Source organism: Oceanispirochaeta sp., assembly GCF_027859075.1.
GTDB lineage: Bacteria > Spirochaetota > Spirochaetia > DSM-2461 > DSM-2461 > Oceanispirochaeta.
This window is the reverse complement of the sequence record NZ_JAQIBL010000026.1, coordinates 1-14,942: the sequence shown is the minus strand read 5'-3', so window position 1 is coordinate 14,942 and position 14,942 is coordinate 1. Positions and strand designations below refer to the sequence as shown.

The 14,942-nt window shown below is 46.1% G+C and carries 15 protein-coding genes; 3 read left to right on the top strand and 12 right to left on the bottom strand.

The genetic code is table 11. The features are described 5' to 3' along the window. Positions 1–136: 136 nt before the first annotated feature. Genes PF479_RS01745 through PF479_RS01735 form a run of 3 tightly spaced genes read right to left on the bottom strand, consistent with a single transcriptional unit; the run spans position 137 to position 2,318 of the window. A complete protein-coding gene (locus PF479_RS01745; RefSeq protein WP_298001621.1) occupies positions 137–856 on the bottom strand; it encodes a hypothetical protein in 720 nt (239 codons plus the stop codon). Next, positions 853–1,707: an ABC transporter ATP-binding protein gene (locus PF479_RS01740; protein WP_298001619.1), complete on the bottom strand. Its 855-nt coding sequence runs from the start codon at positions 1,705–1,707 to the stop codon at positions 853–855. The genes PF479_RS01745 and PF479_RS01740 overlap by 4 nt, the downstream gene beginning before the upstream one ends. Beyond that, positions 1,704–2,318, bottom strand: coding sequence for a TetR/AcrR family transcriptional regulator (locus tag PF479_RS01735; protein WP_298001617.1), 615 nt, complete (start codon positions 2,316–2,318; stop codon positions 1,704–1,706). Before PF479_RS01735 ends, PF479_RS01740 begins: the two co-directional genes overlap by 4 nt. A gap of 123 nt (positions 2,319–2,441) precedes the next feature. On the opposite strand from PF479_RS01735, the gene PF479_RS01730 reads away from it, so the two are divergent. After that, positions 2,442–3,803: a PTS transporter subunit IIC gene (locus PF479_RS01730; RefSeq protein ID WP_298001615.1), complete on the top strand. Its 1,362-nt coding sequence runs from the start codon at positions 2,442–2,444 to the stop codon at positions 3,801–3,803. An 8-nt stretch (positions 3,804–3,811) separates the two neighbouring features. Here the strand turns inward: PF479_RS01730 and PF479_RS01725 are convergent, their stop codons facing one another. After that, positions 3,812–4,552: a TetR/AcrR family transcriptional regulator gene (locus PF479_RS01725; protein WP_298001613.1), complete on the bottom strand. Its 741-nt coding sequence runs from the start codon at positions 4,550–4,552 to the stop codon at positions 3,812–3,814. Between PF479_RS01725 and PF479_RS01720 the strand changes: the two genes are divergently transcribed. After that, positions 4,532–5,092, top strand: a complete 561-nt coding sequence (locus PF479_RS01720) for an NAD(P)H-dependent oxidoreductase (RefSeq protein ID WP_298001611.1) — start codon at positions 4,532–4,534, stop codon at positions 5,090–5,092. The genes PF479_RS01725 and PF479_RS01720 overlap by 21 nt on opposite strands. Continuing rightward, positions 5,089–5,838 carry a hypothetical protein gene (locus PF479_RS01715; protein ID WP_298001608.1) on the top strand — a complete coding sequence of 250 codons (750 nt, stop codon included), beginning with the start codon at positions 5,089–5,091 and terminating at the stop codon, positions 5,836–5,838. The genes PF479_RS01720 and PF479_RS01715 overlap by 4 nt, the downstream gene beginning before the upstream one ends. Before the next feature lie 48 nt (positions 5,839–5,886). On the opposite strand, the gene PF479_RS01710 is transcribed toward PF479_RS01715, so the two are convergent. The 8 genes from PF479_RS01710 to PF479_RS01675 all read right to left on the bottom strand — a co-directional run bounded on the left by PF479_RS01710 (position 5,887) and on the right by PF479_RS01675 (position 14,623). Further along, positions 5,887–6,759 carry a sugar phosphate isomerase/epimerase gene (locus PF479_RS01710; protein ID WP_298001606.1) on the bottom strand — a complete coding sequence of 291 codons (873 nt, stop codon included), beginning with the start codon at positions 6,757–6,759 and terminating at the stop codon, positions 5,887–5,889. Continuing rightward, a complete protein-coding gene (locus PF479_RS01705) occupies positions 6,732–7,847 on the bottom strand; it encodes a Gfo/Idh/MocA family oxidoreductase (protein ID WP_298001605.1) in 1,116 nt (371 codons plus the stop codon). The genes PF479_RS01710 and PF479_RS01705 overlap by 28 nt, the downstream gene beginning before the upstream one ends. After that, a complete protein-coding gene (locus PF479_RS01700) occupies positions 7,837–8,853 on the bottom strand; it encodes a LacI family DNA-binding transcriptional regulator (protein WP_298001603.1) in 1,017 nt (338 codons plus the stop codon). The genes PF479_RS01705 and PF479_RS01700 overlap by 11 nt, the downstream gene beginning before the upstream one ends. 90 nt (positions 8,854–8,943) lie before the next feature. Beyond that, on the bottom strand, positions 8,944–9,948 hold the full coding sequence (locus tag PF479_RS01695) for a substrate-binding domain-containing protein (protein WP_298001601.1): 1,005 nt from the start codon (positions 9,946–9,948) through the stop codon (positions 8,944–8,946). Between the two features lie 14 nt (positions 9,949–9,962). Then, positions 9,963–10,934, bottom strand: coding sequence for an ABC transporter permease (locus PF479_RS01690; protein ID WP_298001599.1), 972 nt, complete (start codon positions 10,932–10,934; stop codon positions 9,963–9,965). Next, on the bottom strand, positions 10,931–12,439 hold the full coding sequence (locus PF479_RS01685; protein WP_298001597.1) for a sugar ABC transporter ATP-binding protein: 1,509 nt from the start codon (positions 12,437–12,439) through the stop codon (positions 10,931–10,933). The genes PF479_RS01690 and PF479_RS01685 overlap by 4 nt, the downstream gene beginning before the upstream one ends. Further along, entirely contained in the window at positions 12,439–13,428 is a 990-nt protein-coding gene (locus tag PF479_RS01680; RefSeq protein ID WP_298001595.1) for a sugar phosphate isomerase/epimerase, read from the bottom strand. The genes PF479_RS01685 and PF479_RS01680 overlap by 1 nt, the downstream gene beginning before the upstream one ends. 1 nt (position 13,429) lies before the next feature. Next, on the bottom strand, positions 13,430–14,623 hold the full coding sequence (locus PF479_RS01675; RefSeq protein ID WP_298001593.1) for a Gfo/Idh/MocA family oxidoreductase: 1,194 nt from the start codon (positions 14,621–14,623) through the stop codon (positions 13,430–13,432). Between the last annotated feature and the right edge of the window lie 319 nt (positions 14,624–14,942).

Sequence of the window (14,942 nt, the reverse complement as noted above, 5' to 3'; positions counted from 1 at the left end):
GGAATCAGTACTTCCCGGAGGGGTTGAAAACCGAACCTTAAAAGAAGTGCCAGAAAAAGTGGTACCGGCAGTAGTACCAGGAGCATGACATCCCTGGATATATTTTTCACATCCAGACGCAAAAAGGCTTTAACCGTCATCGGGGCGCTCCTTGCAGGATCAGGTTTTTGTAAAAGCTTTTTTCAGCCAGAGGGAGGATGACCAGTATCCCTGCTGCCAGACTGGCAAAGGCCGGAATCAGTTCCAGAGGGGAACCCGGCTCTTTTCCCACTGCCATGGTCATGAGAATAAGAGTTCCCTTGCTGGGAAGAATGTACTGGTACCAACCCTTGAGAATTCCGAAATAATCCAGAATTGAAAAAGTGAAAACATAACCATAGAATCCTATCCTGCCTATGAGACTCATTATGTCCCGGGAGGCGGATGCAGGAATAAAGGTAAACAGGGAGAAGAAGAGAGTCGTCAGAAAGACGCCAGGCAGGACCAGGAGCAGGGACCATCTCAGAGGGGCTAATACCAGGGATATGAGGAGAGTGCTGCCCATGGCAGGCAGGCTCAAGGCCAGAGCCTTGGCAAGCATATACGTTTTGACCGGAAGGGGGGTTATAAACAGGTTCTCCAAAAGACCTTCATCCCGTTCCAGGAGCAGAATGGCTCCGGTGAAAATCATGGCAAAGGTGGAGGGTTCAGAAAGAAGGATCAGCGGCAGGATTTTCGCCGTCAGATTTTCCGGTAGAAAATACAGGCCCAGGATATAGAACAGTGAGATAACCAGCCAGGCAGCCGTAAATCCCTGCCGGTGCTGCAGCTTTATATTCGAGACTGTCAGCAGGGCAAAGGCTTTCAGATCTTTCATTCCAGCCTCCTTCCGGTGACCTTTATAAAGATCTCCTCCAGGGAGGCTTCTTTCGTGTGAATTGTTTCAATATTTTCTGAGTTCAGCAGATCCAGAAAAGCTGTATTGCGGCCCAGGTCTTTGAGTGGGAACTCCTGACTCTGAATAGAATCTTCCCTGCTGAAATCCAGGCGGACTTTCTTTTCTCCTTTATCAATCTTCAGTCGGCGTGGTGAATCTATCAGGGCCAGTTCTCCTTCATTGATGAAGGCGACGCGGTCGCAGAGTTCATCGGCTACATTCATATTATGGGTTGTCAGGAAGATGGTTTTCCCCCTGCTTTTAAGCTCCATGATGATGTCTTTTATTTTTTTGGCATTCACCGGGTCCAGCCCGGAAGTCGGTTCATCCAGAAACAGAATCGCCGGATTATGAACCAGAGATCGACAGAAATTTAAACGCATTTTCATGCCCTTTGAATAGTCGGAGACTCTTTTATCGGATGCCTCTTCCAGACCCACCAGGGCGAGCAGCTCCTCAGCCGGCCGGGTAGGGACTCTGTACAAATTGGCAAAAAACTCCAGATTTTCACGGCCTGTGAGTTTGCTGTACAGGTTGGGCAGTTCAAAAGAGACTCCGATATCGTTGTAGAAATCTCCCCCGGCCTCAGATATGTTTTTATTATTGACCCGGACTATTCCTTTATAATCTTTAAGGATGCCTATCAGGATTTTCTGAGTGGTGCTCTTTCCTGCTCCCGATGGGCCCAGGAAACCGAAAATCTCTCCCCTGGCTATGGAAAAGGAGATATCCTTGATTGTGAGCTTATCCTGACCGGGATATCTGTATCTTAAATTTTCAACCTTTATCATTTTGTCTCCTTGCTCCGCATAATTTCTCCCGACAGGCTGTCAAAAAGAAAGCTCAGGGCTCCTTCAAAGTGCTGTTTTCCGATGATTTCCTTCTGGGTGAAGAGTATGAAAATTCCCCTCATCAGGGCGGCAAAGACCTCTGGTTTCATTGCGATCAGATAGCCCGAACTCTGCCAGTCAGCAAAAACCTCCTGAAACCAGGTATCATCATTTTTCATGTGATTCTCTACTATTTCCGGGGGCAGTTTTCTCATCAGAAGTTCCAGAGCCTGTTCCTGAAACATCTTGATAAACAGGGGATTCTTGTCCATATAGGAGATAAAGCCCATAAAGAAGGATTTGATTCCCTCTCTGGTCAGAGTCTCTCCCTGAACATGTTTGAGCTTCAGGCTGCTCCTCAACTGCCGCTCTTCCTCCTCCAGAATCTCCATGTACAGGATTTCCTTGGAAGGGAAAAATTTATAAAAGGAACCTTTGGCGATCCCCGCCGCCTGAACCAGGTCATCAAGGGTCGTTTTCCTCAGGCCCTGAAGGGAAAACAAGTCCTTTCCCTTCTGCATAAGAGAATCCCTTATCTGCCTGGATTCCTGATTGCTGAATGAACGGGGCATCGGTTCCTCCATATAATGACTGTATGACTGATATAGATTATATAGTCACACATTGTTCCTGATCTGTCAAGATAAATCTCTCCGGGCTGAACTGATTGCTTGTGGAAGGAGGGGGGAATCATTATGATCAGGGTTATGGAAATCTTAAAATCATTTATCGATGCCTTCTTTGAGTTCAAGGCCTATATCATGCTCCCTTTTTTCATCATCATCATAGGACTGATCATCCGGATGCCCTTAGGCCGTCTTCTCAAGGCGGCTCTGCAGCTGGGAACCGGTTTCGCCGGTGTATTTATTGTTTTTTCTTTTTTTGTGGACAATATCAGACCCGCCGTCGAGCAGATCATTCGTGTGAGGGGTCTCGATTTCCCCGTTCTGGACGTGGGCTGGCCTCCCCTGGCTGCCATCACCTGGAGTTCTCCTCTGGCCCCTCTTTCCATTCCCTTCATCATATTGATCAACATCATCATGATCGCCTTGAAAACGACCAGAACCATCTATATCGATATCTGGAACTACTGGCACCTGGCTCTCATCGGGGCACTCCTTTTTGCTGTCTCCCACAACTATTTCATAGCCTTTGCGGCTATCACCCTGATAACGATTTATACCATCAAGACAGCCGACTGGACCGCCCCCTATGTGTTCCGGGAGTCCGGCCTGGAGGGAGTCACCATTTCGCCTGTGTCGGTGGTCGGTCTGCTCCCCTTTGCCGAGCTGATGGACAGCCTGTACGACCGGATTCCCTATGTCAAAAAATGGAATTTCAACCCACATACGGGTGATTCAAGGCTGAATCAGTTTGCTGATCCCATGGTGATCGGGTTTTTTATGGGCATCCTCCTGGGGATTGGTGCCGGCTATTCTGTCAAAACATTTCTGGAGCTGGGGATTCATATTGCCGCGGTGATGTACCTCCTTCCAAAATGCGGAGAGCTTATCGGGGAAGGTATTTCCCCCATCTCCAACAGCATGAAGGAAAGAATTCAAAACTGGTTTCCCGGGCGCTCGGGGCTGAATGTGGCGGTGGATACGGGAATCCTGATGAACAATAAATCAGTCATTGTATCGGGTCTGATCCTTATGCCCATCGCTCTGGGAATCGCCCTGATTCTCCCCGGGAACAGGACTCTGCCCCTGGGAGATCTCCCTAATCTTCTCTCTGTCATTTCCGTCACCGTATTGATCAGCAGGGGCAATGTCATCCGCAGTGTGTTCACAGGGATCCCCGTAGTCGTGACTTTTCTGCTGATTTCCAGTTCCATGGCGGAGCTGTTTACTAATTTATCTCAGGGTACGGGTATGGATATGGGCCAGGGACAGCTGATTACGGCCTTCACAGACGGGGGAAATCACATCCGCTTTTATCTGTATCATCTTTTTCAGGGAAATGTGATCGCTCTTGCATCCATTCCCTTCATCGGTCTGCTCCTGTATCTGTCTCATAGACGATACAAAAAGAATTTGAAAGCAGAGGGTCTTTGAGACAGGATTCAGACTGTCTCCAGAATCTGTTCTATCAGCCGATCCACATCTTCAGGACTGCTGACGGGGATGGCTTTTTTGACAAGAAGGACTGTTAATCCATGAATCAGGCACCAGGGCTGCAAGGCAGCTCCCGGAATTGCTTCCGGTTTTTTTAATACCGAAGGACCCTCCGGCAGGGTGAGGTCAACGGTACCATTTCCATTCAGGGCTCTGGACACGGCAGAAAAATAGGTTAAAAAGGATGATCCGTCCCCGCAGTCGTCCTTTCTGTTTTCCATATTATAAAGCTCTGGAGTCAGGAAGAGAAGTTCCAGGTAATCAGGATTCTTCATGAAGAACTTGACATATCCTTTCCCCATGCCTTTCAGCTTATCTACAGGAGATCCTTCCACCTGATCCATTGACTCTTTAAGTGAGGTATTGAACTTTTCATGCACTTCGACGGATAGGGCTTTTATAAGTTTTTCCTTATCAGCAAAATGTCTATAAGGTGAGGTGTGGGATACATTGCAGCGGCGGGCCAGCTTTCTCATTGAGAAATTCTTATACCCGTCTTCTATCAGCAGTTTAAGCCCCTCATCAAGAAGCTGCTGTTTCAGGTGTCCGTGATGGTAATCATTCATTTCATACAAATATAACAAATTTATGTTGACAGTGTAAACATGCCGGTGTATGTTCTTGATGTTGACAGTGTAAACATCTGCCTGTCTCCAGGAGAGAAAACCATGAGATACACCATTATCCATGACACCCCCGACTTGCAGGGCCGGGAAATACTGGAATATTTAAGGGAAAAAACAGAAAAAGCCGCCCATCCAACAAGGGATATCCGTTTTTTTGATTTAGGCCAGGTGAATATGGAACCCTGTCTGGGCTGTTTCAACTGCTGGCTTAAAACACCGGGACTATGTGTTTTTAAGGATGATGCTTCAAAATTAATGAAGGAAGAAATCCTTTCAGATCGTATCCTCTATCTCTGCCCCGTTACCTGGGGCAGTTACAGCCCTGCTGTCAAAATTCTTCAGGATCGTTCACTGGGCCGGGTCCTTCCCTTTTTTGTGACCCATAAGGGAGAAACCCACCATCCTCTCCGATACGGCAAAGGTGCTGAACCATTTCTGGCGGGATACGGAGACGATCTCAGTGGGGAGGAAGAAGAGGTTTTCAGAAGGACCGGTGAAAATCTGAATGACAATATCTACAGGGGGAAGATGAATACCCTGATCCTCAGGTCTTCAGAGGATTACGCGGGATTGGACCGTTTTTTTGAAGGAGATGTTCAATGAAAAAAATACTCTACATTTGTGGAAGTCCCCGGAGCAGTAGTCCTCGGGGGGGCAGCCCCCGGGGAGAATCGGGAAGCAACTCGGCACAAATCCTTAAAGATCTGGGACAATACCTGACTGAAGAGGGGCTGCAGGAGGATGCAGTTTCGATTCATACGCTCTCCCGCAGTATCCCCGATGATCCTTCTGAAGTATTGAAGAAACTGGATGACTGTGAAGTCTGGATCTTGGCATTGCCTCTCTATGTGGATGCTCTGCCGGGGCATCTCAGCTGGTGGCTTTCGAGGTATCAGGAATACAGAGCTTCCAACAATGATAAGAAAGATATCCGTGTTTACGGCATAGTCAACTGCGGATTTCCCGAAGCCATACAGAATCGGGACGCTCTGAAAATACTGGAATTGTTCTGCCTGAAAAGCGGACTGATCTGGCGCTTCGGCATCGGTCTTGGAATGGGTGAACCTTACAAACAGATGGCCGGTATGCCTTTGCGCTCCCGGGGAAAGAGGCAGGTGTTTGAGGCATTCCAGACACTGGCGGCAGACCTGAAGAATTCTTCCGGGGGAGTCCTTGAAAATGCTTATGTCGCTGTGAAATTTCCAAAATGGCTGTACCGGGTCATGGGCTCAATGGGATGGATCATGTCAGGCAGGAAAAATGGATTGAAGAGAAAGGATTTGTATGCGAGGCCTCTGTTAACAACTCTCACCACTGGTGAGAGCTCAAGGGCCGGTATTAAATTTTAAGATCATTTAAAGCGGCAGTTCTTCGGCATGCTTCTGGGCTTTTCCTGTTCAGTTAATGCTATGCCCCCGGGCTGAAGATAATCTGCATTCTTTCAAGTAATTCAGACTTTTTCTCTGATTATCCATTTCATATTCATGGGAGATGAATTCTCCATGATACCCTTCCAAATCTATTGTCCCGGCGTATCCGGAGGTTTGGATCAGTTTCATAATCTTAAGCCAATCTACGCTTCCCTCACCGGGAAAGCGAAATTCCTGAGGAGGCTGATTTGAGGCATCTTTTCCATGAATATGATGAATCCGGGGTAACCAGTCATTCAGGAGATCCAGAACGGGCAGTTTGAGTCGTACACAGTGGGCCGGGTCAAATTCCAGGCCTACTGCATCAGTTGGAAAGATATGATTAAAAAGAATTTCCCAAAGTTCAGGAAGAAAGGCGATGTTCCAATCACCATCCACTTTATTTCCTTCCATGGGGCAATTCTCAAAGGCCAGTTTAATCCCGCTGTTCAGACATCTGTTCGCAACAGGAGTAAAAAAATCTTCGATTGGCTTAAAAGATACTTCTACAGGTTTTCCGGGAACTCTACCGGTAAAACCGGATATGACAGGGATCTGAAACCGCTGGGCAAAGTCTACAAGAGTATTCCAATCTTTCTTTGCCAATGTCTTCAATTCATTGTTTTTCAGAGAGTTGGCAAAGATCCCTAAGGCAGAAATATAAATCCCCGCTGCTTCACATCTTTCTGCAATCCTCTCCATCCAGAACAGGTCGGCCGATTTCGGAATTGTGTCCCAGAAGGAGATTTCTACCGATTCGATCCCTGTGGGTATGAATCTGTCCAGAGCCTGAAAAGTTTTCTCTCCTCCTCGTACCAGGGTTCCCAGAGGAATTATATCTGCTGTTCTAAATTGTGCCATATGTTCCCCAGTTTCTTCTCCCCGAAAGAATCTATATCAATTCGCCAGCCTTTTTGAGCACTTTCAACGGCTGCTTCGATTACCACGTCGTTATATATTGCCTCGTAAATCCCCGGATAATCCGATATGTCTGAAGACTTGATTCCTTTAATAAAAAATTCATGGTTTTTGGGGGGGGTACCTGAACAGGCGACTGTCTGCCACTCTCCATATTCTACGAGGTAAAGCTGGTAACTGTCTTTGCTTTCTTCCGGCATGAGTCTGATAGAACCCTTGTCACCGCTGATCAGTACTGACAAACTATCTTTCTCGCCGACCGACGTTCTTGTCGCATTCACCACAACGGCTGTGCCGTCCTGCATCTCCAGTAGGCAGTGGGCATCATCAATACTATTCAATAGGTGTCCTTTGAATTTGTCCTGATTCTTTTTGATCCTGTTCAGATGACAGGATATGGTTTTTACAGAGCCGCAGAAATAACAGGCAAGATCGAAGAGATGGGAACCAAGATCCCCCAGCACTCCATGATGGGAAAAGTCATTGCTTAAGCGCCAGAACCAGGCGGAGGTCTCATGCCAGTCACCAAAATCGTGATTCAGAACCCATCCCTGCCTGTAATGAAGCTCCATTCTGTGAATTCTGCCCAGGCCTCCCTGATTCAGGAATTCCCGAACATGGGCAATGGCCGGGATGTGACGTTTTGAAAAATTTATAACAAATAACCATTTTTTCAATTCCAGGGGAGTCCGATTTTTCAATGTTTCAAAGGGGACTGCAAAAGGCTTTTCTGCTAGAAGCGGAAGGGAAGAATTGATGCAGGCGTTGGAAATTTCACCATGGAGCTTATCGATAGAGCAGTTGATAATGCCGTCGATTTTCGAAGAAGAGCCTTCCCGGGGGATGAGTTCCCGCCAGTCAATTGTACCCGAGGGGATCTTCCATTTTGCACAGAACTGCTCTAATTTTTCCCGTGAAGGATCACAGGCGATTATTATTGCTACATCCTTCATCAGCGATAGGTTATGGGCGTAATAATTCCCCATATTTCCACATCCGATCAAAGCAATTCTTATAGTTTTATTGTCCACGGGGAACCCCTGTTGAACCTCTTATAATAAATCCTGAGTCAATCAGAAGGGAAGTCTTCTTTTCAATTTTCTCAATGAGACTCTGATATAACAGTTCCATAGCATCCGATCCCATCCGTACGACCGGATTGTGAATGGTTGAAAGTCCAGGAACAGAATCTCTGGCAGGACCGAGGTTGTCAAATCCTATAAGACTGATGTCTTCAGGAATCCGTATATTTTTTTTCTTGCAGTACTCCATCACCCCAAGGGCGCAACGGTCGGATCCTGCCATTATCGCGGTCAGCCCTGATCTGTCGGCTAAGAGTTTTTCCGCTCCGGCCATCCCGCTTCGTTTGGAAAAATTTCCTTGACAAAGGGTGAATTCCATTCCTTGTTTCATACAGAGATTCTGGAATACAGATAGCCGCTCTTTGCCATCCCAGTAGTTGGAGTCTCCCGTTATATACCCGATATGTTTATGACCCATGCTTGCAAGATGGGAGAGGGCATCCCGTGTTCCTGCATAGGGGTCGCAGTTGATACAGTCAGCTCCCTGAAATAGGTTGTTCACAAGAACGAAGGGGACCTTATGACTTAGAAGATCTCCGAATCTGGGATCTTCAAGAGGAGTAACAGAGAAAATGAATCCATCCACTTCCTTGCTGTAGATCATTTCACTCAGGTCTTTGTATTCATCATTTTTCTTATCCAGGACAACAGTGACTGAATATCCCAGGGCCTCCGCTTTTTGAAGCACACCGTCCAGGAGCCGGGGGAAGTAACTGCGGGTAAATGGAGAGAAGGATTTATAGGTTCGAACCACAAGTCCGACCCTCATTGTTTTATTGCTTGCCAGAAGAACCGCCTGCCGGTTGGGAATATAACCCAGCTGCGAAGCGATTAGTCTGATTCGTATTTTCACATCACTTGAGATCAGAGTCGAATCGTTCAAAGCGCGTGAAACGGTGGATTCCGCTACTCCCGCCGCTTTGGCAACATCAACCCTGGTCACTTTTTTTCTCAAAATCGTCCCCTTGCTCCGATTTCTTCATTCTCAAAAAATGAAAGCCGGACTGATTAAGTCCGGCTTGAAGATTATAGCATTATTACGATTTTAGTAAACAGAATCTGCTTCGTAGTAGTCGGCTACATTGTCTTTTGTAAGCAGAACAGAAGGAATGACTACGGATATGGGTGCAGATGCATTGTGGAAATCTGCAGATTTCTTACCCATGGCAACATCAAGGGCATAGTTCATTCCATCGGCAATCATCATGGGATGATAGGTAACAGTCGCTCTGACAAGAGGATCTCCATCCATAATCATTTTCATGACAACTTTGGAACCGGCTCCTCCGAGGAAGGTGTGACTATCGGATCTTCCGGACTCTTTGTAAGCCTGAAGAACACCACGGAGAACATCATCATCCTGGCAGAAAACAGCATCAATTTTGGGGTACTGGCTGAGGAATGTTTCCATCAGTTCCAGACCTTTCTGTGTAGACCAGTCTGCAAATTCGTATTTATCTTTTCCGAGCAGGTTAACAATAGAAGACTCTTTGTCAATTTCGGCAAAGAAACCATCCATTCTTTCCTTATCGATGGGAACAGGAAGTCCTCCCATACATACGATGTTGCCACCCTTTGATTTGGCCATCATCTCTTTGGCCATCCACTTGCCGCTGAGTGTTCCAAATCCGGGGTTGTCGCCGGCAAGGTTTACATATCCGAATCCGGTGTCAGTTAATCCGCGGTCAACAACGATACATTTAATTCCGGCATCGTGAGCTTCTTTTACAATGGGAGTCAGAGGAGCTGATTCGTGGGGAAGAATTACCAGATAGTCAATACCGATTGACATTAGGTTCTCAACTGCCTGAATCTGTGTAGAAGGACCATTAGCTGTTACAACGCTTACTTTTACCTTTCCGCCATACTCTGCTTCAATCTCTTTTGCTCTCTTGTTCGCCCACCAGACGATACCACCGGTCCATCCGTGGTCGGCACTGGGAATGGCAACCCCGATGTGCTTTACATTTTCACCATCCTTCTGACCAGCAGCAAAAACACCGCTTATAGCAAATAATGCTATAAGGCAAACCATCAATAACTTTTTCATGAATAATTCCTCCATCATTTTTTATATTGCAGTAACACTGCAACTATAATCACAACACCCTTGGCAGCCAGCTGGAGGTATGAAGAGACTCCTGCCAGAACCAGCATATTGTTGATTATTCCGAGCATGATTGCACCTAAAACAGTGCCTATAATACTTCCCCGGCCTCCGGTCATTGGAGTTCCGCCTATAACTACCGCGGCAATGGCATCCAGTTCATACCCGGAGCAGTCTGAGGGGTTAACACAGTTCAGTCTGGATGACCAGAGCAGAGCCGATACGCCTACGGTGAATCCGGTTATCGCATAGGGTATAAAACGGATAAGATTGATATTGATTGCAGAATACCGGGCCACCTGTTCATTATCTCCCACGGCACATATATAACGCCCAGTCCGGGTATGATTCAAAAAGACATGCAGTACTCCGGCGATAATAAAGAACATCCACACCGGTACAGGCAGACCCAGGACAGATCCTGAACCGATTATTCCGTAACTCATATTGATGGACTCAATATTTCCCGCCTGAGCAATGTAGATGACCAGTGACCGGTATATGGACATGGTTCCCAGTGTGGCAATAAAGGGGGCTATGCGCCATTTTGTGATAAGGAAACCGTTCAAAGAACCTAAAAATGTTGCAAATATCAGTGCTGTTAATATACCGGCGGCTACTCCCATTGAACTGCCGGGTCCAAAGGAGTTCATTGCAAAGATGGCAACTCCTCCCGCAAAGGCTGTCATAGAACCGACGGACAGATCAAAACCGCCAGAGATGATGACCAGAGTCATCCCCAGAGAAATAATTCCCGTATAGGAGATCTGTCTCAGCAGGGTTATCAAATTGCGTGATTTTAAAAAGTGTGGCCATCCTATGATTGAGGCAAGCAGGAAGAGTGCTAAAAATCCGACCAGGGTTGTATGGTTCCTCCAGTTGAAGTACTTCCGGATATCTCCCATAGAAGTTGTATCGTTTGATATCATATTTGTTCCATCACCTTCACGCCTGTGGCGTAAAACATGATTTCCTCCTCATTTATGTGTTCGCCAGTCAGCTCTCCGGCAATCTTTCCTTCCCTCAGGACATAGACTCTTGTACAGAGTCCGATGATTTCTTCCAGTTCTGAAGAGATGACAATCAGAGAAAATCCCTTATCTGTCAGCTGATTGATGAACTGGTAAATTTCACTTTTTGCATTGATGTCTATACCACGGGTCGGTTCATCGAGAATCAGGATCTCAGGTTCCGTATCCATCCATTTGGACAGATAGACTTTCTGCTGGTTACCGCCGCTCAGATACTGAAGCTCTGTCTTGAGAGATGCTGTTTTGGTCTTAAACAGTTCCACATATTTTTGTGCAGTTTCTTGAATCATCTTTTTATCCAGCAGGATTTTTGAATACTTTTTCAGAGATATGAGAGTCGTGTTAGCCAGCAAGTCAAATCTTGTATTAATACCTTTTCCCTGTCTGTCTTCACTTATATAACTCAGTTTGTTTTCAATGGCTGTGCGGGGCGTTTTTATCTCCACCTCTTTACCTTTGATCGTGACTGTACCACTCTCTTTGGATCGCAGTCCCATGACGGTTTCGGCAAATTCTGTCCTTCCTGCCCCTACCAGGCCGGCAAGACCGAGTATTTCACCCATTTTCAGTGTTATGTTTATATCCGAAAGTATGTTTTCAACATTGAGTCCTTTGACAGATAACACTTCAATATCTGCATCGGGGATACTTTTGACAGGGAATATGGTAGATGGCTCTCTCCCCACCATCTTCTGTGCCATCTCATGTTCATTTATGTCAGCTATATCGCTTACATCCACCAGGTCTCCATCCCTGAGAACAGCTACACGGTCACAAATGGTTTTAATCTCTTTGAGCTTATGGGAAACGAAAATCATGGTAACACCATCATCCCTGAGCCTGTTTATCAGCTCAAAAAGGATATCGATCTCATGATGTGTTAAAGTGGTTGTGGGTTCATCAAAAATAAGTATTTTTGCGTCATGAACCAGGGCCTTGGAGACCTCTACCATCTGTTTTTCAGCAACACTGAGGGTGGATATCATTGATTCCACAGATATGTCTGTTTCAAGTCGTTTCAGGAGGGATCTTGAAACAGAGCGCATCTCTGTTTTATTCAGAAGTCCGTTCTTTTTACGAAGCTCACTCCCCAGAAATATGTTTTCAAAGACATTCACGGTGTTCACCAGATTGAACTCCTGCGGAACCATGGCGATTCCATGATGTTTGGCAGCCTGGGCATTCCTCACCTCAATGGTTTCACCATTCAGACACAGAGACCCTCCGGAGGGATTGTATATTCCGTTAATGATTTTTATCATTGTGGACTTGCCGGCACCGTTCTCTCCAATGAGTCCGAGGATCTCTCCCCGTCTCACCGATAGATTAATGTTGTTTAAAACAGTGACTCCGGAGAATTCTTTAGATATGGATTTAATATCAAGGATTGTATTATCCGACATCAGTTTTCCATTGCACCGTCAAAGTCAACAGTGGAAGGTGAGAAGTTCATCTTCCTGACATATTCCAGAGATTCAGCAGCACCGAATTCTCTCTCCATTCCATTGTCTTCCCACTCTACAGAGAGAGGCCCTGTGTAGCCAGCATCGTTCAGTTCACGAATAATGGAGCCGAAATCGACCTGACCATGCCCTATGGACCGGAAATTCCATCCCCGACGGCTGTCGCCGAAAGGCAGGTGAGAGCCCAGTATTCCACTCCGGCCATCCAAGGTAACCGAAGCATCCTTCATATGAACATGGTAAACCTTGTCTGCAAAATCCCTGAGGAAGAGGTGGGGTGTCACACCCTGCCATATCAAATGGCTTGGATCGAAATTCAGTCCCAGGGTAGGTCGGTTTTCAAACACATCGAAGAGTTTCTTTGTAGACCAGTAATCGTAAGCGATTTCTGAAGGGTGTACTTCCAGAGCAAATCTAACTCCCAGTTTGTCAAACTCATCAAAAATAGGAGACCAGAGGTTCTTTATGGTCTGATATCCCTCTTCAATCATCTCATCCGAATTCTGTGGAAAAGAGTAAAAATACTTCCATATGGGAGATCCCATAAAACCGGTCACCACACTGCAACCCATAGCGGCGGCTGCTCGTGCTGTATGGATCATTTCTTCGATCCCCCATTTTCGGATCTCATCCGGTTTGCCCTGATATTGTGCCGGTGCAAAACCGTCCAGCCGGGGGTCATTAAAGTCACCTACGCATTGTCCCGCCAGATGTGCTCCCAAGGCAGTGCAGCTGAGATGACTATTCCTGAGGGTTTCCAGCTTTTCATTTACATAAGCCTTTTCAGAGGATGCTTTGCGTACATCCATATGATCACCCCAACAGGCAATCTCCAGACCGTCGTATCCTATTTTTTTGATCAGGACACAGAGTTCTTTGAATGGAATATCCGCCCACTGTCCGGTAAAAATTGTTACAGGTCTTCCCATTTTATCTCTCCTTTTTTTCCTGGAATTTTACCCAGGCTGATTTTTTTTCCGAGCTCTCAACGCACTTTTCAATAAATCTGACTCCCTTGGCTCCATCAAGAGCTGTGGGGAAATCCAGTTGGTCGCCTTGGGGAGTGGTGCCATTCTTTTTCATTGAAAGGGCGTCAATATAGGTGGAATAGAGGTTGGCAAAAGCCTCGAAGTAACCCTCCGGATGTCCCGAGGGGAGTCGAACATAAGAGCCGGGATGATTATAAAAGTCATCACGCCCACGGGAGGCTATCTTGACATGCTCTCCCTTTTTGGCAATTCTCAGGTAATTCGGATTTTCCTGACGCCAGGAAATTGCGCCTTCTGTCCCATAGATTCTGAAGCTCAGGTCATTATCATGTCCCCAGGCAATCTGTGAGCTCCAGTAAAGACCTTCGGCTCCGCCTTTGTAATTCAACATGATCACTGCATTGTCATCGAGTTTACGTCCCTCAACCATGCGGTCCAAGCGGGCGCTCAGCGAGTCAATTTCCAGACCTGTCACATAGGAAATCATGTTTTCCATATGGCTTCCTATATCACCGACACAGTTTGAAATTCCTGACTGGGCTGGATCTGTCCTCCAGAAAGCTTGCTTGTTGGAGGGATCATTCTCAACTGGTTCGGCAAGCCACTCCTGAGGGTATTCGGCATTGACAAATCTAATTTTGCCGATCTCTCCATTTCGAATCATCTCCCGTGCTTGTTTAACCGCGGGATAGCCTGTATAGGTGTATGTAACGGCAAAGAGCAGATCCTTTTCTTTTGCAAGTTCCTGCAATAGTAAAGCTTCTTCATAATTGGTAGTCAAAGGCTTATCGCATACAACATTGATACCCTGTTCAAGAAAAGCTCTGGCAATGGTGAAATGAGAACTGTTGGGAGTGACGATGGAAACAAAATCAATCCCATCTTCCCTTTTGGCTTCTGCTCCCGCCATTTCCAGATAAGATTCATACAAACGGTCCTTATTGACACCGAGGGCTTTGCCTGTTTCAAGGGTCAAAGGCATGGATCGGGAGAAACATCCTGCTGTTAGAGTTGCTTTGCCATCAATACCAATGGCTTTTCTATGAACCTCCCCGATAAAGGCTCCACTGCCGCCTCCGACCATTCCATAGCGGACAATGGCTGAACTGGTATTGTTTTTGCTTGCTTCAATCATTATAAACCTCTTGTTGCACGTGCGTGCATTAAATGTTAAAAAAAAACCTCATATTTCGGATTCACATAGTCTTATTGCTCAAAATTTCTTGAATAAAACTATGGTGCGCATGATTAAGTGCACGCGCGTGCATATATGCTAGCATTCAGCATATAGGTTGTCAAGAAAAAAATAGGACAATTCAATTCTTCAAGAAAATGTTCTATGAGGCAGGGGTATAATCAATGGTGGTTATGGGTAAATCGGAAAGCGACTCACTACGTAAACACGCCATTTGTAATAATACTGATATAATTTTTTTAGAATATCTTTTCATTAA

What these genes read in the sequence shown, in the direction of transcription:
- PF479_RS01685 (WP_298001597.1), bottom strand. Translation starts at nt 12,439, where the DNA reads ATGTCGGATAATACAATCCTTGATATTAAATCCATATCTAAAGAATTC.
- PF479_RS01695 (WP_298001601.1), bottom strand. Translation starts at nt 9,948, where the DNA reads ATGAAAAAGTTATTGATGGTTTGCCTTATAGCATTATTTGCTATAAGC.
- PF479_RS01715 (WP_298001608.1), top strand. Translation starts at nt 5,089, where the DNA reads ATGAAAAAAATACTCTACATTTGTGGAAGTCCCCGGAGCAGTAGTCCT.
- PF479_RS01675 (WP_298001593.1), bottom strand. Translation starts at nt 14,623, where the DNA reads ATGATTGAAGCAAGCAAAAACAATACCAGTTCAGCCATTGTCCGCTAT.
- PF479_RS01745 (WP_298001621.1), bottom strand. Translation starts at nt 856, where the DNA reads ATGAAAGATCTGAAAGCCTTTGCCCTGCTGACAGTCTCGAATATAAAG.
- PF479_RS01740 (WP_298001619.1), bottom strand. Translation starts at nt 1,707, where the DNA reads ATGATAAAGGTTGAAAATTTAAGATACAGATATCCCGGTCAGGATAAG.
- PF479_RS01710 (WP_298001606.1), bottom strand. Translation starts at nt 6,759, where the DNA reads ATGGCACAATTTAGAACAGCAGATATAATTCCTCTGGGAACCCTGGTA.
- PF479_RS01680 (WP_298001595.1), bottom strand. Translation starts at nt 13,428, where the DNA reads ATGGGAAGACCTGTAACAATTTTTACCGGACAGTGGGCGGATATTCCA.
- PF479_RS01725 (WP_298001613.1), bottom strand. Translation starts at nt 4,552, where the DNA reads ATGGATAATGGTGTATCTCATGGTTTTCTCTCCTGGAGACAGGCAGAT.
- PF479_RS01735 (WP_298001617.1), bottom strand. Translation starts at nt 2,318, where the DNA reads ATGCCCCGTTCATTCAGCAATCAGGAATCCAGGCAGATAAGGGATTCT.
- PF479_RS01730 (WP_298001615.1), top strand. Translation starts at nt 2,442, where the DNA reads ATGATCAGGGTTATGGAAATCTTAAAATCATTTATCGATGCCTTCTTT.
- PF479_RS01690 (WP_298001599.1), bottom strand. Translation starts at nt 10,934, where the DNA reads ATGATATCAAACGATACAACTTCTATGGGAGATATCCGGAAGTACTTC.
- PF479_RS01720 (WP_298001611.1), top strand. Translation starts at nt 4,532, where the DNA reads ATGAGATACACCATTATCCATGACACCCCCGACTTGCAGGGCCGGGAA.